Source organism: Xanthomonas sontii, assembly GCF_040529055.1.
GTDB lineage: Bacteria > Pseudomonadota > Gammaproteobacteria > Xanthomonadales > Xanthomonadaceae > Xanthomonas_A > Xanthomonas_A sontii.
Genome location: NZ_CP132342.1, coordinates 1,647,840 through 1,666,841 on the forward strand (window position 1 = coordinate 1,647,840; position 19,002 = coordinate 1,666,841).

Consider the following 19,002-nt stretch of genomic DNA (forward strand, 5'->3'; position numbering starts at 1 on the left):
TGCTCAGGCGTCCGCGTCCATCGGCGCGAAGCGCGGGCGGCGTACGCCATCGATCTCCACCTGCTCGACGAACATCGGATACGGCCGCACCCACAGCGTGCCTTCGCCGTACAGCGGCCGGTACAGCACCAGCGGTTCCAGCGTTTCGCTGCTGCGGACCATGCCCAGCACCTCGTATTCGCCGCCCTTGAAGTGGCGGTAGCGGCCGAGGGCGATGGAAGGCAGCGGGCTGAGGTCGAGCATGACGGTGTCCTGGTGGGCGGGAGCGCGAGTGTAGCGGTCTGCACCTGCGCTCTCTCTGCGTCGCGAGGGCGAATTGCGCGACCCCGGCGGTTCGCCGCGTCGTGACGACGGAACGCTCCTACGGGGGGATCTCAGGCAACCGGCCTTATAAGAAGCAGCGTCCATTGTCGCCCGCACGCTTCACTTCTGCGCACGTCAAGGCACCAAATCGCCGAAGTCGAACGCCTGCCCCGGCTCGGCGGCGACGAAGTCCGCTGCGGCGATGCCGGCCAGGTACAGTGCGGCGGCCAGCGCTTCGCGCGGCTCATCACGCCCTTCGTCGGTGAGCTGGAAGGTGCCCCAGTGGATGCCGAGCGCGCGCCGCGCGCCGGTGTCGCGGAAGATCCGCACCGCTTCGGTGGGGTCGATGTGCTGTGGCGCCATGAACCAGCGCGGCGCGTAGGCGCCGATCGGGATCAACGCCACGTCGGGCGCGCCGTGCCGGTCGCGGATCTCGCGGAAGATGGCGCCATCGCCGTAGCCGGTGTCTCCCGCGAACCACACCGATCCCCGCGCGGTCTCGACGAAGAAGCCGGACCACAGGGCCATCCTGCGGTCGGCGATGCCGCGGCTGGACCAATGGTTGGCGCGGGTCAGTGTCGCCGTCGCGGTGTCGCCGATCGGCAGCCGGTCGTGCCAGTCGCCGGTGGCGATGCGCGCATCGGGCACGCGCTTGCGCAGCAGGACGTCGTTGCCCAGCGGCATCACGAACAGCGGCTGGTGCGCGTCGTGCAGCGTGCGCAAGGTCGCCAGGTCGAAGTGGTCGTAGTGGTTGTGGCTCAGCAGCACCGCATCGATGGGCGGCAGGTCCGCGAAGCGGATGCCCGGTGCCGTTACCCGCTTGGGCCCTGCGATCTGCGAAGGGCTGGCGCGCTGCGACCACACCGGGTCGGTGAGCAGGTTGAGGCCGGCGGCCTGGATCAACAGCGTGGCGTGGCCGACCATGGTGATGCGCAGGCCGTCGTGCCGCGGTGCAGGCATGGCCGGCGTCACCGCGACCTGCGCGGGCCAGCGCACCGCGCCCATGGCGGCTTTCCAGCGCAGGACCTTGCCCAGCGCGTTGTCGATGGTGGGCTGGCCGGGGTTGAAGAAACGCACACCGTCGAAATGGTCGCTGACGGGGCCGCGGTAGTAGGGGTTGGCCATTGAGGCGCGATCCGGATGACGCAAGGGGAGGGAAGGTTAACCGCCAGCGGCGCAAGCGTGCGTGCGCGCCTGCCTCGGCTGCCGCGATATCGGTCCCCGGCCGGTGCCAAGTGCGGCCTCACTTCGGCGTGCCCAGCCCACCCATGTTGAGCATCACCCGCAAGCCGATCACCAACGCATCGTCGGGCGCACGGCGCGCCGCGGGATTGCCCAGGATGTCGGGATGGACGATGTACTGCACGTTCGGCACCAGGAACAGCGGCGTCTGCGCGATGCGGTAGCTGTAGTTGAGTTCGAACATGAGTTCGTTGCGCGCGATTTCCGCGGCCGCGCCGCGCTTGCGCAGCAGGTCGTTCATGTAGCCCTGCTGGTCCGCACTGAAGCGGTAGTAATGCGCGATCGCGCCCATGCCGTCGCCGGGCCGCGCCGCGAACGGGCCGCTGTAGTACAGGCCGGCGGTGACCTGCAGGTCGTAGACCTGGTGCTTGTCGAACGGTGCGGTGATGTTGCCGAAGGCGACCAGCATGCGCTTGCTGGCCATGCCCTGCGGCCGGTACAGCGCGCGTTCGCCGAGCGCGTAGGCGCCCCAGCGCCCGCCGTCGTACAGGCGCGCGGGGCCGCCGACCAGCCCGCGCAAGCCGCCGGCCTGGTTGTAGCGCAGGTCGCTGTAGTCGGCCGAGTTGTACCAGAGGCCGGCGAGGTAGCGCGGTGCGCCCTTGCCCCGTGCGGGATCGGGTTCGTAGCCGACCTCGAGCGTGCCCAGCACGCCGGTGCTGTCGGCGGTGCTCCAGTCCAGGCCGTGGTTGTTCTTGCGCTGCGGGTTCAGTTCGAATGCGCCCACCGAGACATAGGTGGCCTCGGGCTTGTAGCGCAGCTTCGCGCCCCAGTTCACGTAGGGAAAGCCGACGAAGCCGCCATCGGCCTGGCTCAGCTGGAACGGGCAGTCCGAGGCGCTGACGAAGCGGCAGCCGTAGCGGCTGCGCGCGAATTGCCAGGTGGTGTTCATGCGCCCGGCGACCAGTTGCCAGCGCCCGTCGGCGAAGGTCTGTTCCCAGGTCAGTTGCGCCAGTTGCGCCTGCTGCTGCGGGTACCAATAGCCCTGCACCTTGACGCCGTTGCCGATCTGCCGCTGCGAGAGGCTGTCGCCGTAGTACCGGGCGCCGGTGGCGTGTAGCGTGGCACCGGAAATGCCGAACAGGCGTTGCAGATCCAGGTCCGCGCCGGCGACCACGCCGCCGGCGTTGCGGTCGCCGCGCGACAGGCCGCCGTCGACGTTGCGCGCATAGTCGTTGGACCAGACCAGACCAGGCGCGGCGCGATGCCGTGGTCGTCGAGCCATTGCGTGGTGTCGGCGGCAATGGCGGAGGCCGGCAGGGCGGCCGCAGCCGCCAGCAACGAGACGCAGGAAAGAGAACGGGACATGGGACGCTCCACGGACGAGACGAAGCACTCGCCGGACGTGCGCGGTGGGTGCGCGGCGACGCGGCAGTGCGCGAAGGGAAGACACCTTCCGGTCGTGGAGCCGCAGCACGGCGTCGCGTCCGTCGGCGACGGGCACGCCTGTGTGCAGACCTGTGGGGGACCGGCAAAGAAACGCGAGGGCAGACCGGAACGCGTTGCGCGGCGCCGAGGCGCACGCCATCGCCGCAGCGGATGGGCCGCGCAACTGCGCGGCCCATCGAGCTGGAGGCAACCCGTGCGGGTCAGCCCATCTTGCCGAGGCCGGCGGCGGCCATCGCCGCAGCGATCTCCTTGTCGGCGCCCTCGGCCAGCGGCAGCAGCGGCGAACGCACCGTGGCGTGGTCGAGCAGGCCGCGCGCGACCAGCGCCCACTTCAGCGCCACCGAGCCTTCCATGTGCGAGCCGCGGTGATAGACGCTCTTGGTCACCGGCAGCAGGCGGTCGTGCAGTGCACGCGCCTTGGCGTAGTCCTTGGCCTTGCCCGCGGCGATCATCTCCAGCAGCGGCTCCGGGGCGATGCAGCCGTAGCCCACCAGCGCGCCATCCACGTCGAACATGGTGTGCAGCAGATACTCGTCGTGGCAGGTCAGCACCGGCACGTGCGGGCGCTCCTTGCGGAACACCGGGATCTCGGTGTCCCAGCGCTTCATGTTGCGCACGCCGTTCTTCATCGCGACCACGCCCGGCAGCGCGGCGATCTCCAGCAACGTCTCCAGGTCGTAGGTTGCCTTGGTCGCGTCCGGGTACTGGAACAGGATCATCGGCAGCCCGCTGGCCTCGTGGATGGCCTTGTAGCGGTCCTGCGGCGCGCCCTTCTGGTAGCCGAAGCGCAGCCAGCCGTGCGACGGATAGATCAGGCCGGCGGAGGCGCCGGCGGCGACCGCGCGCTTGGCTTCGTCGGCGGCGACGCGGGTGCCTTCCAGGGTGATGCCGGCGATGATCGGGATGCGGCCGTCGACGGCGTCGCGGAAGGCGGTGATCACCTTGGCCTGTTCGTCGCGCTCCAGGAACGTGCCTTCGCCGGCGTGGCCGAGCACGGTCAGGCCCTTGACCCCGTCGATGCCGCCGAGCCAGGCGCCGATGCGCTTGATCGCGGGATAGTCGACGGCGCCGTCGCGGGTGAACGGGGTGACCGGGGCGGGGACCAGGCCTTTCAGGTCGATGGTGCTCATGCTCATTTCCTCTTCTTTGGATCAACGGGGGATGGAATCGAACGCGGGGTCCGACGGGGGTGGTGCGGAGGTGTTGTGCGATGCGCCGGCGGCAGTGCCGGCGATACGCTCAGGGCGACAGCTGCTCCAGCGATTTGCCCTTGGTTTCCAGGGCGAAGCGCCAGGTCACGACGGCGCCGACCAGCAGCACGGCAGCGAAGGCCGCGAACACGTAGCGGATGCCGAGTCCGGCGACGACCGCGCCGACCAGCAGCGGCCCGCAGGCCGAGCCCAGGCGCAGCCAGGCGCTGCCCAGTCCGGTGCCGATGGCGCGGATGCGGGTGGGGTAGAGCTCGGCCGAGTACAGGTACAGCGAGAAGGTGATGGTCTGCACCGCGGCGTAGCCCAGCGCCGCGAACACCAGCACCTGCGGCGCCGAGGTGCCGCCGAGCGCCGCCAGCGCCAGCAGCGGCAGCCCGCCGGCGGCGAACGCCAGCCCGTACCAGCGCTTGCGCCCGACCTTGTCGATCGACAGCGCGCAGGCCACTGCGGCGGCGACGCCGGCCAGCGAGGTGAAGAAGCCATAGGCGATGCTCTGCTGCAGCGACAGCCCGAAGTGCGTGCGGTACAGCGTCGGCAGCCAGGTGATGATGCCGTTGGCCACCAGGTAGGAGCAGAACCACAGGCTCCAGATCACCAGGGTGCGCTTGCGATAGACGCTGCCGAACAGCTCGCGCCAGTCCGAGCGCTGCGCCTTGGGCAGCGCGCTGCGGTCGAACACCGGCGCCGGCAACGGGCCATGGCGGCGCTCGGCGCTGCGTTCAAGTTCGGCGACGATGGTGTCGGCCTTGGCGTAGCGGCCCTTGGCGGCCAGCCAGCGCGGCGATTCGAACATGAAGAAGCGCAGCGGAATCATGATCGCCGCCGGGATCAGCCCGACCATGAACATCGCTTTCCAGCCGTAGGCCGGCACCAGGAAGTAGCCGATGCCGCCAGCGGCGACCAGGCCGAGCAGGAACATCACCTCGTACAGCAGGAAGAAGCGGCCGCGCTTCTTCGAACCGATCAGTTCGTTGATGTAGGCGCTGGCCACCGGCACCTCGCCGCCGGTGCCGATGCCCTGGACGAAGCGGAACGCGATCATCGCCGCGGCGCTGCCGGCGAACAGGCAGGCCACGTCCATCGACACGAACAGCAGGATGGTGAACAGCAGCACGTGCAGGCGGCCGATGCGCTCGGCCAGCCAGCCGAAGAACACTGAGCCCAGCAGTTGGCCCAGGTAGCCGGCCGACAGGATCGTGCCGATCTGTGCCGGCGATAGCTGCCATTCCTTGGTCAGCACCGGCATCGCGTAGGCGATGGCGATCACCGTGTAGCCGTCGAAGAACGTGGCGGCGCCGACGATGTTGCGCGCCCACCACACGTTGCGGGTGATCGGCAGGCGTTCGAGGCGTGCGCCGATCTCCGCCTGCGCCTCGGCGATGGAGGGGGTGCGGGCGGTGGCGGTGGCGTTGGCGGTGGGGGCAGGGGCTGTGGTGGGCATGAGCATCGTGGCTGCCTTTCGCAGGACAAGGGGACCCCGACGCGGGCGCCGAAGCGTCCACGCAGCGAGACCGACAGGGAGGGCCGGGCGGTGGCCCGGGCGGATCAGGTGCTGGGGGCGGTCACGGCAACACTCCCGCTGGCCTGGATCGCGAAGGCGATGTCCTTGGCGGCCTGCAGCGTCGGCTGCAGGGCGGTTTCCAGCAGTTCGGCGTGGCTGGTGCGCACCGACGGCGCGGCGACACTGATCGCGCCGAGCGGATAGTCGTCCGCATCCAGCACCGGGACCGCCAGCACGCGCAGGCCCTCGGTCAGCATCGACTCCAGGATCACGTAGCGGTCGCGGCGGATGCTGTCGAAGGTGCGCCGGATCGTGGCGATCTCCGGCGTCTGCGCACCCTGCACGTCGACCCCGGTCACCCGCGTCACTTCCGCCGGCGCCAGGTGCGCCAGCATCGCCAGGCCGATCGCCGTACGGGTGCTGGGCACGGTGGTGCCGATGCGGATGTCCACGCCCAGGCGGGTGATGCCGGCGCGCACGCGCTCGATGTAGAGCACGTCGGGGCCTTGCAGCACCGCGAAGCTGGCCGCTTCGTTGACGTCGCTGACCAGCGTGCGCAGCAGCGGCCGCACCACGCTGCGCAGATCGCGGCGGGCGATGGCGTGGAAGCCGAGGTCGAGCACCTTCAGGGTCAGGCGGAAGCGGCGGCTCTCCGGCACGCGGTGCACGTAGCCCAGCTCGACCAGGGTGTTGAGCATGCGGAAGGTGGTGCCGGGATCGAGCCGGGCCAGGGCCGCGATCTGGCTCAGCGACAGTTCCTCGTGCTCGGACGAGAACGCCTCGAGCACGCGGAAGCCCTTGGCCAGCGACTGCACGGTGCTGCGCAGCTTCTTGTCCCCGGCCTCGTCGCCGTCGTCGGGCGCGGCGCCGGCCGCGCGCTGGGAAGTCGTCTTGATCATCTGCAGTTCCTGGAGGACCCGGGGGAATCGCCAGCTTGCTCGACCCGCCCGATCCTGTCGCTTGACAAGTGAATTTCGGATTGCGAAAATAATTTCGAAATTTCATGCCAAGACTCCGCCCGGGCGCTCGATGCGTCAAGTTGCGGCGCAACATGCGTGGGCGGTTGACGATCCGTGGTTTCGAAACCTCCGAAAGACGCGTCATCGCCTGCTGGGAGTTGCGTAGGCGCGAGGCCATGCCGCGCCATCGCGCGATGTCCGTGCTTGGGGCGGCGCCTATCGCGAGGCACGTGGCGTCGCGTCTGTATCGCCAGGTAGACGAACGCGGCCGTGCGCGGCGATGTCAGCCGTGCTGGCAGACAGCGGCATGGCGGCATCGATACCGTGATGCATGGCTCGAACGACCCGACAGACGCCGCCCCCGCCGGCGCAGACATGGTGGCAAGCACTCTCGTTCAAGCGCACCGCCGCCGAGGTCTCGGCAGTGCTGGTGGTGATCGGCGCGACCTACGGCTTCGTGCAGTACGTGGAGGTCAAGCCGCTGCAGCGGCAGCTGGCCGAGGCGCAGGCCGGTGCCTGCGACGCCAAGGCCGCGGCGATGTCGCTGATGCTGAGTCTGTTGCCGGGCGAGAGCCGCACCCTCTTCGATGGCGCGCTGACCATCGCCAATCTCACGCCAGCGCAGGACGATGCCAAGGTGCGGCTGCGGATCGCGCCGCTGGGTGCGGCCGCGGTCGACAAGCTCCAGCCGGTGCCGGGAGACCGCTTTCTGGTGCAAGTGCCGGGCCGTGGCCGCTATGCGGTCTACCTGCGTTCCAGCAGCGCGCAGTTCGTGGAGCTGTCGATCCTGCGGCAACCGTGAGCCGGTCGCTGGCGCCGGCACGCCATTCAAGAAATCCAGCGCATGGCCGCCATTGCGGATAGCGGAGCCGTTTCGCCGAAGCGGCCGTCCCTCGGGGGAACGCGCATGCTGTCCTTGCCACGTTTGCTGGGCCGCCACCTGGCCAAGTTCCTGTCCAAGCCGCGCCGCCATGGCTCGCAACTGCCGACCAGCCCGCCGCAGCTGTTGCGTGCCACGCTGCGCAAGGGCGACGTGTTGCTGGTCGAGGGCAACAGCCGCTTCTCCACCGCCATCAAGTACCTGAGCCAGTCCACCTGGTCGCACGCGGCGCTGTACATCGGCGACCACGTGGACGCGCTTCCCGGCGAGGAAGCGCCGCTGTTCTGCGATGTCGACATCAACGTCGGCGTGCGCCTGGTGGGATTGAGCGAGTTCGCCGGCCTGCACACCCGCATCTGCCGTCCGGTCGGGTTGAGCGTGCAGGAGATCGAGACCGTGGTGGAGTACATGGTCTCGCGGGTCGGCAACAGCTACGACCTGAAGAACATCTTCGATTTGGCGCGCTACCTGATCCGCACGCCGCCGCTGCCGTCGTCGGTGAAGCGGCGCTTCCTGGAGCTGGGCAGCGGCGAGCCGACCCGGGCGATCTGCTCGACGTTGCTGGCGCAGGCGTTCGGCGCGATCCGCTATCCCATCCTGCCGGAAATCGACCAGGCGCCGCCGACGGGAAGCGATGCCGGAGAAGACGTGGAGATCCTGCATCCGCGCCATCACAGCCTGACGCTGCCGCGCGATTTCGACGTCTCGCCGTACTTCAACGTGGTCAAGCCGCGCTTGCAGCAGGGCTTCGATTTCCATCGCCTGGTGTGGGAGCCGCACGCCGCCGGCGTGCCGTCCGCGAGCGCGCCGATGGATGCCGCACTGGCCTGACGGAAGCCGGCTGCAGCGTGAAACTGTGGTGCGCGTTGCTCTGGCGAAGCACTTCGCAGTTCAAGTTCGAGCGCGCGCTGGCCGATACAAAATTCCGTTCTCTGCTTTCTACGCCATGAATCCCATCCAATTTCTGCGCCGCCATATCGCCAATCTGCCCATGGCGCGCAAGTTCATCGTGCTGTGCACGCTGATCGCGCTAGGCGTGATCCTGCTCGCCGTTGCCGCGGCGCGCCTGCAATATCTCAACCTGATCGATGCGCGCAAGCAAAGCGTCAAGACCCAGGTCGACATGGGCCTGAGCGTGATGCAGCACTACGCCGATCTGGCCAAGCGCGGCGAGATGACGCAGGCGCAGGCGCAGGCAGCGGCCAAGGGCGCGCTGGCCGACATGAAGACCAACGGCGGCGTGGACTACTTCTTCATCGTCGACCCGCAGATGCGCATCGTCATGCATCCCAAGCGCGCGGTCGGCACCGACATGAGCGGCTACAGGAGCGATGCCGGCGAGTACGTGTACCGCGACATCCAGACGGCGGTGCGCAGCGGCGACGGTTTCAGCTACTACACCGCGCCCAAGCCCGGCAAGTCGGTGCAGCTGCCGAAGATCAGCTACGCCGCGCTGTACCCGCAGTGGAACTGGGTGCTGGCGATGGGCGTGTATGCCGAGGACATCCAGGCCCAGGCGATGGGCTTCACCAAGATCCTCACCGTGATCGGTGGTGGCCTGGTGGCGCTGGTCGTGGGCCTGTGCTGGCTGATCGCCGGCGCCATCGTCGCGCCGCTGCGCGGCGCCACGCGCACCGCCGAGGCGATCGCCTCCGGCCGTTTCGACAATCCGATCAAGGTCGAGTCGCGCGACGAGACCGGGCAGTTGATGGCCAGCATGCAGCAGATGCAGACCCAGTTGCAGCGCTTCAACGGCGAGATGCAGACCCTGGTGCGGCTGCAGCAGGGCGAGGACATCAGCCACCGCATGCCGGAGGACTTCCCCGGCGACTACGGCACGCTCGCGCACGGCATGAACACGGCGCTGTTCGAGCACCTGGACGCGATCGTCGAGGCGATGGCGATCATGGACGAGTACGGTCGCGGCGACCTGCGCCGCGACATGCGCCGGCTGCCGGGACAGCGCGCCGCACTGCACGAGGCGCTGGACGTGGTCAAGGCCAACCTGTCGGCGGTCAACGGCGACATCGCGCGGCTGGCCGACGCGGCCGCCCGCGGCGACTTCACTGCACGTGGCAACGAGGCGCGCTACGCGTTCGCGTTCAAGGAAATGGTGGAAGCGCTGAACCGGCTGATGCGCCAGGCCGACAGCGGCCTGGCCGACGTCGGCCGGATCATGGGGGCGATCGCCGATGGCGACCTGTCGCAGCGCGTGGACGTGCGCTACGAAGGCGCGTTCGGCAAGCTCGCCGACGCCGCCAACCGCACCGCCGAGCAACTGACCGGCATCGTGCAGGGCATCCAGCGCGCGGTCGGCTCGATCAACACCGCCGCCAGCGAGATCGCCAGCGGCAACAGCGACCTGTCGGTACGCACCGAGCAGCAGGCGGCCAGCCTGGAAGAAACCGCCGCCTCGATGGAGGAACTGACGTCCACCGTGAAGCAGAACGCCGACAGCGCGCGCCAGGCCAACCAGCTGGTGCTGAGCACCGGCGAGGTGGCCGAGCACGGCGGCCGCGCGGTGGAAGAAGTGGTGGCGACCATGGCCTCGATCAGCGCCGCGTCCGCGCGCATCGCCGACATCATCGGCGTGATCGACGGCATCGCCTTCCAGACCAACATCCTCGCGCTCAATGCGGCGGTGGAAGCGGCACGCGCCGGCGAACAGGGCCGCGGCTTCGCGGTGGTGGCCTCGGAAGTGCGCTCGCTGGCGCAGCGTTCGGCAGCCGCGGCCAAGGAGATCAAGACCCTGATCTCCGACTCGGTGCAGGAAGTGGAGCAGGGCTCGACCCTGGTCAGCCGGGCCGGCACCACCATGACCGAGGTGGTCGCCTCGGTGAAGCGGGTCACCGACATCATGGCCGAGATCTCCGCGGCCAGCGCCGAGCAGAGCGCGGGCATCGACCAGGTCAGCAAGACGGTGATGCAGCTGGACGAGGGCACCCAGCAGAACGCGGCATTGGTGGAAGAAGCCAGCGCGGCGGCCAAGAGCATGGAAGACCAGGCGGCGGAACTGGCACGCGCGGTGGCGGTGTTCCGCCTCGCCGGCGGTGCCGCCATCAGCGTGGCACCGGCCTTCGCGGCAAGGCCGCAGCCGGCCAGGCCGGCAATGCGGGCTGTCGCTGCCGCCGCCAAGCCCAAGCCGGCGGTCCCGGTGCGGCAAGCGGCGGCCAAGCCGCGCCCGATCCAGGGCGTGCCGGCGGACAGCGCGGAGTGGGAAGAGTTCTGAGCCAGTGCGGCGTGGTGGCGCCTGCCGCCACGCCGTTTTCGCCCAGTCGTTGCATGCCAGGGGCTGGCGAACGCGCGATGAGGTCATGCATCTCGCTGGGGCTGGCAATCCAAGCCGGTGCATGTGCCGCACCGGCAGACCGGCGACTGAACGGGGGCTGCCGCGAAAGGGGCGATCACAGCCCATGCTCTCTCGCACGAACGCCGCGATGCTTGCGCATCGCGGAGTTCGTGCGAGGGGGCCTGCAATGGCGCGCTAGCGCGCCACGCTGCCCTTGGTCGAACCGGCACCCGGGCCGGCACCCAGATCGGCACCGGTGGTCGGGTCGCTGTCCGGCTGCGACAGCGTACGCGCCGCCAGCGCCTGCACTGCGCTCTGTTCCAGTTCGCTCAGGCCCACGCTGGGCATCCCGCTGCCGCCATCCACCGCCACCTGGCGATTGCGGTCGGCAATGGACTCCCATTGGCTGCCGCTGTTCCAGGGCCCCTGCATGTCGCCGTCGCCCTGCGACATGTCGTAGTAGCGGTCGGTGAAGGCCGGATCGCCCGGCAGCTTGCCTGGCGGGAAGTTCGGCTCGATCGCGTACAGCGCCTTCTCGAAGGATTTCTGGTGCGCTACCTCGCGGGTCATCAGGAAGGTCAGCGCATCGACGATGCCCGGATCGTCGGTGACGTTGATCAGGCGCTCGTAGACGATCTTGGCGCGCGCTTCGGCGGCGATGTTGGAGCGCAGGTCGGCCGTCGGCTCGCCGATACTGTCCACGTAGGCCGCGCTCCACGGCACGCCACTGGAATTGACCAGCGCCGGGCCGCCGCCGTAGAGAATCTGCTGGGTCTGGCTGGTGTTGTTGTTGAGGGTGAGGTTACGCATGTCCTCGGCTTCGGCCATGCCTTCGGACAGCACCGCCTTCGGCCCCTGATTGAGCATGGCGATGATCGAGCCGATGATTTCCAGGTGGCTGAGCTCCTCGGTGGCGATGTCGTAGAGCAGATCCTTGCGGCCGGGATCGACCTCGCCGATGGCCTGGGTGAAGTAGCGCATCGCCGCGGCGAGCTCGCCTTGCGGGCCGCCGAACTGTTCCAGCATCAGCGAGGCCAGCGCCGGATCGGGTTGTGCCACGCGGACCGTGTACATCAGCCGCTTGTTGTGCATGAACATGGGGTTCTCCTGGAGTCCCGCCCGAACGTCGTGACGACGCAATGGCGCGACCGACGGTCGCGCGTGGGGGATAGGCGTCTGGGACGGACGCTGCGACCCGCGCCGGCGGGCCGCAGCCGGGGCGGTCAGGCCGCCTTGCGCTTGCGTGCCGCTTCTTCGTTGCCCCCCTGCTCGGCCAGCAGGGTCAGCTTCTCGTCGGTGGACTTCTCTTCATTGAGCGTTTCCAACAGCAGGCTCAACGCATCGTCCATGCCCAACTGCTTGGCCATGGCGGCAAGTGTGCCGTAGGAGGCGATCTCGTAATGCTCGACCTTCTGCGCGCCGCCGATCAACGCGGCATCGCGCACCGGGCCGGCTTCGATCGACTCGATCACTTCCTTGCCTTCTTCCACCAGGCCTTCCATGGCGGCGCACTTGATCCGCTTCAGGCGCAGGTTGCCCTTCTCGACGATCTGGTCGATGCGTTCGATCTGGCCCTGGGTTTCCTCCAGATGCGCTTCAAACGCCGCGCGCAGCGCCGGGTTGGTGGAGGCGCGCGCCAGCCGCGGCAGGGCCTTGGTCAGCTGCTTCTCGGCGCTGTAGATGTCCGACAGCTCGTGGATGAACAATTCGTCGATGGTCTTGACGGCCATGGGGAGTCTCCGGTCGATGATGGTGGGTGCTGCGGGGGAATGCGCACGCGTCGTGCGGTGCACGACGACGCTCAGTGCTTGGCGGTTTCGCCTTCGGTGCGTTCGCGCTTCAGGAACGCCAGGATCGTGGCTTCCTGGTGCTCGATCAGCCATTCGGCCATGGCGATTTCCTGGTCGAGGATGGCGGCGCAGATGTCGGCGATCTCGGTCTGCCCGGCTTCCTTGGCGGCGATCACCAGGGAGCGGTAGCTGGCGATCTCCATATGCTCGAAGGCGTAGCTCACACCCAGGCTCTTGGCCACCTCGTCGCTCATCATCGAATTGCCGGCGGCGTGCACCGAGGCCATCACGCTGGCGACGGTGCCCTTGATCGTCGGGATCGAGCCGTCCAGGATCTCGATGCAGCGCTTGACCTGTTCGGATTGATCGCGGGTTTCGTTGACGTGCTGCTCGATGCGCGCCTTCAGCTGCGGGTAGTGCTCCAGGCGGCCGGCGGTGGCAGTGAGCATGGTGTTGGCCTCCTGCTCCATGGCGTAGGCGTCCTGCAGCCACTTCAACAAGCGTTCGGTGTTGCTTCGGGTCATGGGTATCGCTCCAGATGGTGTGCGCGACGCACCTGCATCGCATCGCGCGTCCGTGTGTTTTTCCCCTGTGCGATCAACCTAGACTCGCCGCCGTTAGAGCAGTTGCAGCGCAGAGTGAATGCCGTGCGAGATGCCGTGTGAGGAGATGTACACGGTGGCGATACGCGTGATGCGCGGGTGCTGCATGTCTTTTGCGCTTGCGCTCGAAGGAGCGGCTTCGGTCGTGACAGGCCTTCATGGGAATGCCTGTCGCGACTGAAGCCGCTCCTGAAGAGGGGAGTGCGCTGGATCTGTGGCCTGCTAACGAGACAGCCGCAGGCGCGATGCGTGTGCTTGCGTGAGGATCACAGCGACAACATCAGGAGAAGGCCTCTCGCGGCGAGAGCCGCACCTACAGCGCCGCCAGCCCGCAGCGCTTTTCCCATTCCCGATTCCCCACTTACGATTCCCGGCCTTACAGCGTCACCGCGCCACCCGAGATGGTCAGCAACGTGCCCGAGGTATAGCTCGAGGTGTCCGCAGCCAACAGCACATAGGCCGAGGCCAGTTCCGCTGGCTGGCCAGGACGGCCGAACGGCGTCTGCTCGCCGAAGGTGCGCACCGATTCCTCATCCATGCCGGTGGGAATGAACGGAGTCCAGATCGGGCCCGGCAGCACCGCGTTGACGCGGATCTTCTTCTCGGCGAGCAGGCCGGCCAGGCCGATGGTCAGGTTGGCCAGCGCGCCCTTGGTCGCCGAGTACGGCAGGATGTTGGGCGTGGGCTTCTTCGAGTTCACCGAGGCGGTGTTGATGATCGACCCGCCCTCGGGCATGTGCGGCAGTGCCAGCCGCACCAGGTGGAATGGTGCATGCACGTTGGTGGCGAAGGTTTTCTCCCATTCGTCGAGGGTGATCTCGTCGAAGCTATGGAAATAGCGTTGGTAGGCCGCGTTGTTGACCAATACGTCGAGGCCGCCGAAGGCGTCGGTCACGGTCTTGATCAGGGTTTCGGCCTGCGCGCGGTCGCTGATGTCGCACGGATGCAGCAGCACGCGCACGCCGGCATCCTCGACCAGCTTGCCGATGCGCTCGGCGTCGTCCTGCTCGTCGGGCAGATAGGCGATGGCGACGTCGGCGCCTTCGCGCGCATAGGCGATCGCCACCGCGGCGCCGATGCCGCTGTCGCCGCCGGTGATCAGGGTGCGCTTGCCCTGCAGCAGGCCGTGGCCGACATAGCTGTCTTCACCGTGGTCCGGTTTCGGATCCATGGCCTGGGTCTTGCCGGGAAAGGATTGCTGCTGCGCCTTGAACGGCGGCGAGGGATAGTTCGGAACGGCCATGTGCATGCCTCGTTGGGGGAGTGTCCGACGAGGGTGGGCAGGCGCAGGTAAAGCCGGGGCCAAGGCCATGTCGGCGGCATGTCACGATGCGGGCAAGCGCCCGTGCCGATGGCTGTCTGCGGTGGCGACGCCGCTGCGCCGCGAACTCAGCCGGCGGCGAGCGTGCGCGCGCCGACGATGATCATGCGCAGCATCGCGGTGATCTGCCGGATCAGCTCCGGATCCTTCTCCGGCGGCAGGTCCATCGCGGTGGCGCCCATCGCGAACACCAGCCGGGTGATCGCCTTGGACACCAGCGCCGGCTCGTGCAGCGGCGCGCCTTCCAGCGCGGCCAGGCGGATCAGGTCCACCCGCAGTTCGTCCTCGAAATAGTTCAGCTCGCGGTCCACCGCATGCTTGAACGCGTCCGAGCCGACCGTGCCCTCGCGTAACAGGACGTGCAGCAGCTTGTCGTCGGCGCGCAACTGTTCCATGAAAGTCTCAACGGAACTGAGGATGATGCTGCGGCGATTGCCGGCGGCACGCTGCCGCGCCTGGCCGATGATGGTGCGCAGCGAGCTGCCGGCCAGGTCGATCAGCGCCACCGCCAGCTCGTCCATGTCGCGGAACTGGCGGTAGAAGCTGTTGGGGGCGATGCCGGCTTCGCGGGTCACCTCGCGCAGGCTGAGCGTGGACACGCTGCGGTGCGGCCCGATCAGCTTCAGCGCCGCGGCCAGCAGGTCCTCGCGCGAGATCGCACCCTTGCGAGCGTTCGGCGTGTCCGCGGACGGGGGAGGGGAGAGCGTCGTCATGGGCAGACCGGGCCAGGCAATGGGGGATGATAACGCCATTGCTGAATGCACAACTGTATAGACATCTGTATCTTCATCTGTATAGTGGACCCCATGAACGCTGCCCGCCGTCCTGCCAAACTCCGCCCTGCCGCCCGCGCCCTGCGCGCCTGGGTCAAGCCGGACGTGTTCGATTTCTGGTCGACCCGGCTGCATCCGTTGTGGACCTGGCAGCGCCCACGTGCGCGCCTGGTGCAGCGCGAGGCCGCCAGCAGCGATGCGGTGACCCTGGTGCTGCAGCCCAACCGCCACTGGCGCGGCCTGCGTGCCGGCCAGCACGTGGAACTGGGCGTGGAGATCGACGGCCGCCGGCTGCTGCGCAGCTACAGTCCCACGCCGTTGCCGGGCGGGCGCCTGGCGATCACGGTCAAGACCATCGACGGCGGTCGGGTCAGCCAGTACCTGGCCGGCGCCGCGCGCATCGGCGAGGTGTTCGAACTCGGCCAGGCCTATGGCGAGATGGTGCTGCCGACCGCGCCGCACGGCCGCTGGCTGCTGCTGGCCGCCGGCAGCGGCATCACCCCGATGCGTGCGCTGCTGCGGCAACTGGCCGATGCCGGCATGCCGGCCGACGTCGACCTGCTGTACTGGGCGCGGCGCCACGACCAGGTCTGCTTCCGCGACGAACTGCAGGCGCTGGCCGCGGCGCATCCGCGCTTCCGCCTGCAGTTGGCCATCACCGGTGAAGGCGAGACGCCGGCGCCGCGCGTGGACACGCTGCCGCTGGATACCCTGGGCGACCTGGGGCAGGCGCAGGTGCTGGCCTGCGGCCCGGGCGGCTTCGTGCAGGCGGCGCGCGCGCGCCTGCAGCACCGCGTGGCCCGCTTCCAGGCCGAAGCGTTCAGCCCGCCACCGGCCCCGGCCGATGTCGAGCAGGGCACCGTGGCGGTGACCCTGGCGCGCAGTGGCCGCGTGCTGCAGCTGCCGCGCGGCCAGTCGCTGCTCACCGCGCTGGAAGCCGAAGGCCTGCGGCCCAAGCATGGCTGCCGCATGGGCATCTGCAACAGCTGCGCCTGCGGCAAGCAGGCCGGCATCACCCGTGATCTGCTCAGCGGCGCCCACGCCGCCGAACCCGGTTCGCTGAAGCTGTGCGTCAACAGCGCCAGCAGCGACCTGACCCTGGACCTCTGAAGGACTTTCCCATGGCGGCTCCCCGCAACCGCGCACTCACCCCGGCCGAACTGCAGACCTTCGGCGACGAACTGGATGCGCTGCGCATGCGCACCCTGGCCGACCTGGGCGCGCGCGACGCGCGCTACATCCGCTGCATCGTCGCCGCGGTGCGCTACACCGGCGTGGCCGGCCGTGCGCTGCTGTTCCTCGGCGCCTTCGTGCACAGCGTGCTGGTGCCGGCGTGGATCGCCGGCGTGCTGCTGCTGACCCTGTCCAAGATCCTGGAGAACATGGAACTGGGCCACAACGTGATGCATGGCCAGTACGACTGGATGGGCGATGCGCACCTGAACGGCAACACCTACGAGTGGGACATCGTCGCCACCGGCGACAACTGGCGCAAGACGCACAACTTCAAGCACCACACCTACACCAACGTGCGCGGCATGGACGACGACATCGGCTATGGCCTGCTGCGCATCTTCCCCGAGCAGCGCTGGCGCCCGTTCTACCTGGCGCAGCCGTTCATCGCGGTGGTGTTCGCGCTGCTGTTCGAATGGGGCGTGGCGATCCAGGACCTGCGCCTGGGCCGCTGGCTGGCCGGCAAGATGAAGCGCGGCGAATTGAAGCGGACGTTCCTGCCGGTCGGGCGCAAGATGGGCCGGCAGATCTTCAAGGACTACATCCTGTTCCCGGCGCTGGCCGGCCCGTTCTTCCTGCCGGTGCTGCTGGGCAACCTGGCCGCCAACGTGCTGCGCAGCATCTGGACCTTCGTGATCATCTTCTGCGGCCACTTCACCGCCGACGCCGAGACCTTCCCCAAGGAGTCGATCAAGAACGAGTCGCGCGGCCATTGGTACCTGCGGCAACTGCGCGGTTCCTCCAACCTGGCCGGCGGCAAGCTGCTGAACGTGCTGTCGGGCAACCTCAGCCACCAGATCGAGCACCATTTCTTCCCGGACGTGCCGGCCAACCGCTATGCGGCGCTGGCGGTGCAGGTGCGCGAGATCTGCGCGCGCTACGGCCAGCACTACAACACCGGCTCGCTGCCCAAGCAGTTCGGCCAGGTGGTGTGGCGGATCCTGCGCCACGCCTTCCCAAGCCGGCCGCGCCCGGTGCGGGCGCTGCAGCCGGCGACGCAACAGGCCGGCTGAGCCTCGCGCACAGGTCAAGCAAAAAGGCGGGGCGACCCCGCCTTTTTCATTGGCCCGGCGCTGGCGCGATGTGCACGTCTCGCTCACGGGAGGCTGTCGATCATCCTTAGCCGCCTGCAGACGCCGGCGGCAGTGCAGGCGTCTCCCGTCGAGCGAGGGCCTGCGATGAAACCTGCCAAGCTGTTCAACGTCGTCGCCAAGAAGGCGTCGTATGCCGCCGGCACGCCCTGGACCTTCTGCATCGCGCTATGCATCGTGCTGGTGTGGGGCCTCAGCGGCCCGGTGTTCGGCTTCAACGACACCTGGCAACTGGTCATCAACACCGGCACCACCATCATCACTTTCCTGATGGTGTTCCTGATCCAGCACACCCAGAACGCCGACACCGCGGCGATGCAGATCAAGCTCGACGAGCTGATCCGGGTGAGCGCCAAGGCCAACAACGAGCTGCTGGACCTGGAAGAGCTGGACGAGAAGCGGCTGGAAGAAATCCGCAAGCAATACGAGGAACTGGCGCGCAAGGCCAGCGAGGAACTGCGTGCGCGCAATGCGCGCCACGGCGATGGCCGCGAAACCCACGATCGCCCCAAAGGTTGAGCTGACGCCCGCGCCCTGCGGACGGCGGAAGCAGCGTGTCGGCGGTGAGCGCGCGACACGCCGCTGCGCGTTGCAGGGATCAGGCCGGCACGGCGCCGTCCGGATCGTCTGTGGTCGCAGTCGTCGAGGCGCGCTCGGCGCCATGCAGGGTGTCGCCGTGCGGCGGCGTGGCCCGACCGTCATCCAGTTCGGCTGGTGGCATGGACGAGGCCGCGTCGGCCATGGTGGTGTGGGTGTTGCGGCGATAGGCGCGGATGGCGGCATAGGCCGTGCCGGCCAGGGCAAGTTTCCAGAGTAGACCGGACATCGCAGGGCTCCAATGTGGAAGGAACGGCCAGCGTCGGCCAGCGCGGGTGGCGCAGGCGTGCAGGTTACGTGCGTGCGGCGTGGTGGCGCGGATTCGCAGCGCAGTGCTTGCTCGCGTGCTCTTCATGGCGCCTTGCGGGTTGGCTAACACCTGCCGGCCTAGCGTGACGAGTTTCCAGGCTTCTGCAGGAGATCGTCATGGCGCAGCGCACTTCACCTCCCACCGGCACGCACGATGTCCGCCAGGCCGCCTACCGCGGCACGCAGGGCGATGCGTCCGCCGACAGCGGCGTGCCGCGCGGCCGCGACCGCGGCGTGCCGTCGCAGCCCATGCCGTCGCCGCACGCACGGACACCGCAGGACCACGGCGAGGACCGCAGCGGGCGCAGCCAGCCCAACCTCGGCCAGGCCGCCACCTACGGCGCCACTGGCGAGCATGCCGGCGGCGCACACGGCAAGGCGGCCACGCCCGGCCGCTATCACGAGGACGATGGCGATGCGGTACACGATGCCGCCGCTGCACGCGGCGAAGACTAGCCGCACCGTGCGCTGAACATGGGGGCGGCAGGCGCGGGCTGCATCTGCTGCGCCACGCG

Annotated in this window: 19 protein-coding genes; 7 read left to right on the forward strand and 12 right to left on the reverse strand. The window is 68.6% G+C overall.

The annotated features are described in order from the left end of the window. Nucleotides 1-3 precede the first annotated feature (3 nt). The 6 genes from RAB70_RS06995 to RAB70_RS07020 all read right to left on the reverse strand — a co-directional run bounded on the left by RAB70_RS06995 (nt 4) and on the right by RAB70_RS07020 (nt 6,542). Nucleotides 4-243, reverse strand: coding sequence for a DUF1653 domain-containing protein (locus RAB70_RS06995; protein ID WP_148829966.1), 240 nt, complete (start codon nt 241-243; stop codon nt 4-6). A gap of 195 nt (nt 244-438) precedes the next feature. Further along, nucleotides 439-1,428 carry an MBL fold metallo-hydrolase gene (locus tag RAB70_RS07000; RefSeq protein ID WP_148829965.1) on the reverse strand — a complete coding sequence of 330 codons (990 nt, stop codon included), beginning with the start codon at nt 1,426-1,428 and terminating at the stop codon, nt 439-441. Nucleotides 1,429-1,546: 118 nt separating this feature from the next. After that, on the reverse strand, nt 1,547-2,767 hold the full coding sequence (locus RAB70_RS07005) for a carbohydrate porin (RefSeq protein WP_170268220.1): 1,221 nt from the start codon (nt 2,765-2,767) through the stop codon (nt 1,547-1,549). A gap of 364 nt (nt 2,768-3,131) precedes the next feature. Next, entirely contained in the window at nt 3,132-4,061 is a 930-nt protein-coding gene (locus tag RAB70_RS07010; protein ID WP_192578994.1) for a dihydrodipicolinate synthase family protein, read from the reverse strand. A gap of 109 nt (nt 4,062-4,170) precedes the next feature. Next, nucleotides 4,171-5,583, reverse strand: coding sequence for an MFS transporter (locus RAB70_RS07015; RefSeq protein ID WP_309252728.1), 1,413 nt, complete (start codon nt 5,581-5,583; stop codon nt 4,171-4,173). 104 nt (nt 5,584-5,687) lie between these two features. Next, nucleotides 5,688-6,542 (reverse strand): IclR family transcriptional regulator, encoded by an 855-nt coding sequence (locus tag RAB70_RS07020; protein WP_265531397.1) that lies wholly within the window; start codon nt 6,540-6,542, stop codon nt 5,688-5,690. 391 nt (nt 6,543-6,933) lie between these two features. Here RAB70_RS07020 and RAB70_RS07025 point away from each other — a divergent pair, with 391 nt between their 5' ends. The 3 genes from RAB70_RS07025 to RAB70_RS07035 all read left to right on the forward strand — a co-directional run bounded on the left by RAB70_RS07025 (nt 6,934) and on the right by RAB70_RS07035 (nt 10,711). Beyond that, complete coding sequence (locus RAB70_RS07025) at nt 6,934-7,404, forward strand: hypothetical protein (RefSeq protein WP_039728364.1); 471 nt, start codon at nt 6,934-6,936, stop codon at nt 7,402-7,404. Between the two features lie 105 nt (nt 7,405-7,509). Continuing rightward, nucleotides 7,510-8,313: a YiiX/YebB-like N1pC/P60 family cysteine hydrolase gene (locus RAB70_RS07030; protein WP_148827690.1), complete on the forward strand. Its 804-nt coding sequence runs from the start codon at nt 7,510-7,512 to the stop codon at nt 8,311-8,313. A 133-nt stretch (nt 8,314-8,446) separates the two neighbouring features. After that, nucleotides 8,447-10,711: a methyl-accepting chemotaxis protein gene (locus tag RAB70_RS07035; RefSeq protein WP_225851525.1), complete on the forward strand. Its 2,265-nt coding sequence runs from the start codon at nt 8,447-8,449 to the stop codon at nt 10,709-10,711. 255 nt (nt 10,712-10,966) lie between these two features. On the opposite strand, the gene RAB70_RS07040 is transcribed toward RAB70_RS07035, so the two are convergent. The 5 genes from RAB70_RS07040 to fabR form a co-directional block, all read right to left on the reverse strand. Continuing rightward, nucleotides 10,967-11,869 carry a manganese catalase family protein gene (locus RAB70_RS07040; RefSeq protein WP_017912845.1) on the reverse strand — a complete coding sequence of 301 codons (903 nt, stop codon included), beginning with the start codon at nt 11,867-11,869 and terminating at the stop codon, nt 10,967-10,969. Between the two features lie 125 nt (nt 11,870-11,994). Further along, nucleotides 11,995-12,501: a ferritin-like domain-containing protein gene (locus RAB70_RS07045; protein ID WP_048491450.1), complete on the reverse strand. Its 507-nt coding sequence runs from the start codon at nt 12,499-12,501 to the stop codon at nt 11,995-11,997. 71 nt (nt 12,502-12,572) lie between these two features. Further along, on the reverse strand, nt 12,573-13,085 hold the full coding sequence (locus tag RAB70_RS07050) for a ferritin-like domain-containing protein (protein WP_017910118.1): 513 nt from the start codon (nt 13,083-13,085) through the stop codon (nt 12,573-12,575). A 454-nt stretch (nt 13,086-13,539) separates the two neighbouring features. Continuing rightward, entirely contained in the window at nt 13,540-14,406 is an 867-nt protein-coding gene (locus RAB70_RS07055) for an SDR family oxidoreductase (RefSeq protein ID WP_017910119.1), read from the reverse strand. Nucleotides 14,407-14,552: 146 nt separating this feature from the next. After that, nucleotides 14,553-15,197: an HTH-type transcriptional repressor FabR gene (gene fabR / locus RAB70_RS07060; protein ID WP_017912841.1), complete on the reverse strand. Its 645-nt coding sequence runs from the start codon at nt 15,195-15,197 to the stop codon at nt 14,553-14,555. A 93-nt stretch (nt 15,198-15,290) separates the two neighbouring features. Between fabR and RAB70_RS07065 the strand changes: the two genes are divergently transcribed. From RAB70_RS07065 to RAB70_RS07075, 3 genes are all read left to right on the forward strand, one after another. Further along, a complete protein-coding gene (locus RAB70_RS07065) occupies nt 15,291-16,367 on the forward strand; it encodes a ferredoxin reductase (RefSeq protein WP_148827692.1) in 1,077 nt (358 codons plus the stop codon). An 11-nt stretch (nt 16,368-16,378) separates the two neighbouring features. Next, complete coding sequence (locus RAB70_RS07070; RefSeq protein ID WP_148827693.1) at nt 16,379-17,503, forward strand: acyl-CoA desaturase; 1,125 nt, start codon at nt 16,379-16,381, stop codon at nt 17,501-17,503. A gap of 165 nt (nt 17,504-17,668) precedes the next feature. Beyond that, nucleotides 17,669-18,100, forward strand: a complete 432-nt coding sequence (locus tag RAB70_RS07075; protein WP_017910123.1) for a low affinity iron permease family protein — start codon at nt 17,669-17,671, stop codon at nt 18,098-18,100. Nucleotides 18,101-18,179: 79 nt separating this feature from the next. Here RAB70_RS07075 and RAB70_RS07080 read toward each other — a convergent pair whose 3' ends face one another. Beyond that, the gene (locus tag RAB70_RS07080) at nt 18,180-18,407 is read right to left on the reverse strand and encodes a hypothetical protein (protein ID WP_148827694.1); all 228 of its coding nucleotides are present in this window, start codon (nt 18,405-18,407) and stop codon (nt 18,180-18,182) included. Between the two features lie 197 nt (nt 18,408-18,604). On the opposite strand from RAB70_RS07080, the gene RAB70_RS07085 reads away from it, so the two are divergent. Further along, on the forward strand, nt 18,605-18,943 hold the full coding sequence (locus RAB70_RS07085) for a hypothetical protein (RefSeq protein ID WP_148827695.1): 339 nt from the start codon (nt 18,605-18,607) through the stop codon (nt 18,941-18,943). Nucleotides 18,944-19,002: the final 59 nt, after the last annotated feature.

Excerpts from the sequence above, each read along its gene's own strand:
- RAB70_RS06995 (WP_148829966.1), bottom strand. The coding sequence starts at position 243 with ATGCTCGACCTCAGCCCGCTGCCTTCCATCGCCCTCGGCCGCTACCGC.
- RAB70_RS07000 (WP_148829965.1), bottom strand. The coding sequence starts at position 1,428 with ATGGCCAACCCCTACTACCGCGGCCCCGTCAGCGACCATTTCGACGGT.
- RAB70_RS07005 (WP_170268220.1), bottom strand. The coding sequence starts at position 2,767 with ATGGCTCGACGACCACGGCATCGCGCCGCGCCTGGTCTGGTCTGGTCC.
- RAB70_RS07010 (WP_192578994.1), bottom strand. The coding sequence starts at position 4,061 with ATGAGCACCATCGACCTGAAAGGCCTGGTCCCCGCCCCGGTCACCCCG.
- RAB70_RS07015 (WP_309252728.1), bottom strand. The coding sequence starts at position 5,583 with ATGCCCACCACAGCCCCTGCCCCCACCGCCAACGCCACCGCCACCGCC.
- RAB70_RS07020 (WP_265531397.1), bottom strand. The coding sequence starts at position 6,542 with ATGATCAAGACGACTTCCCAGCGCGCGGCCGGCGCCGCGCCCGACGAC.
- RAB70_RS07025 (WP_039728364.1), top strand. The coding sequence starts at position 6,934 with ATGGCTCGAACGACCCGACAGACGCCGCCCCCGCCGGCGCAGACATGG.
- RAB70_RS07030 (WP_148827690.1), top strand. The coding sequence starts at position 7,510 with ATGCTGTCCTTGCCACGTTTGCTGGGCCGCCACCTGGCCAAGTTCCTG.
- RAB70_RS07040 (WP_017912845.1), bottom strand. The coding sequence starts at position 11,869 with ATGTTCATGCACAACAAGCGGCTGATGTACACGGTCCGCGTGGCACAA.
- RAB70_RS07045 (WP_048491450.1), bottom strand. The coding sequence starts at position 12,501 with ATGGCCGTCAAGACCATCGACGAATTGTTCATCCACGAGCTGTCGGAC.
- RAB70_RS07050 (WP_017910118.1), bottom strand. The coding sequence starts at position 13,085 with ATGACCCGAAGCAACACCGAACGCTTGTTGAAGTGGCTGCAGGACGCC.
- RAB70_RS07055 (WP_017910119.1), bottom strand. The coding sequence starts at position 14,406 with ATGGCCGTTCCGAACTATCCCTCGCCGCCGTTCAAGGCGCAGCAGCAA.
- fabR (WP_017912841.1), bottom strand. The coding sequence starts at position 15,197 with ATGACGACGCTCTCCCCTCCCCCGTCCGCGGACACGCCGAACGCTCGC.
- RAB70_RS07065 (WP_148827692.1), top strand. The coding sequence starts at position 15,291 with ATGAACGCTGCCCGCCGTCCTGCCAAACTCCGCCCTGCCGCCCGCGCC.
- RAB70_RS07070 (WP_148827693.1), top strand. The coding sequence starts at position 16,379 with ATGGCGGCTCCCCGCAACCGCGCACTCACCCCGGCCGAACTGCAGACC.
- RAB70_RS07075 (WP_017910123.1), top strand. The coding sequence starts at position 17,669 with ATGAAACCTGCCAAGCTGTTCAACGTCGTCGCCAAGAAGGCGTCGTAT.
- RAB70_RS07080 (WP_148827694.1), bottom strand. The coding sequence starts at position 18,407 with ATGTCCGGTCTACTCTGGAAACTTGCCCTGGCCGGCACGGCCTATGCC.
- RAB70_RS07085 (WP_148827695.1), top strand. The coding sequence starts at position 18,605 with ATGGCGCAGCGCACTTCACCTCCCACCGGCACGCACGATGTCCGCCAG.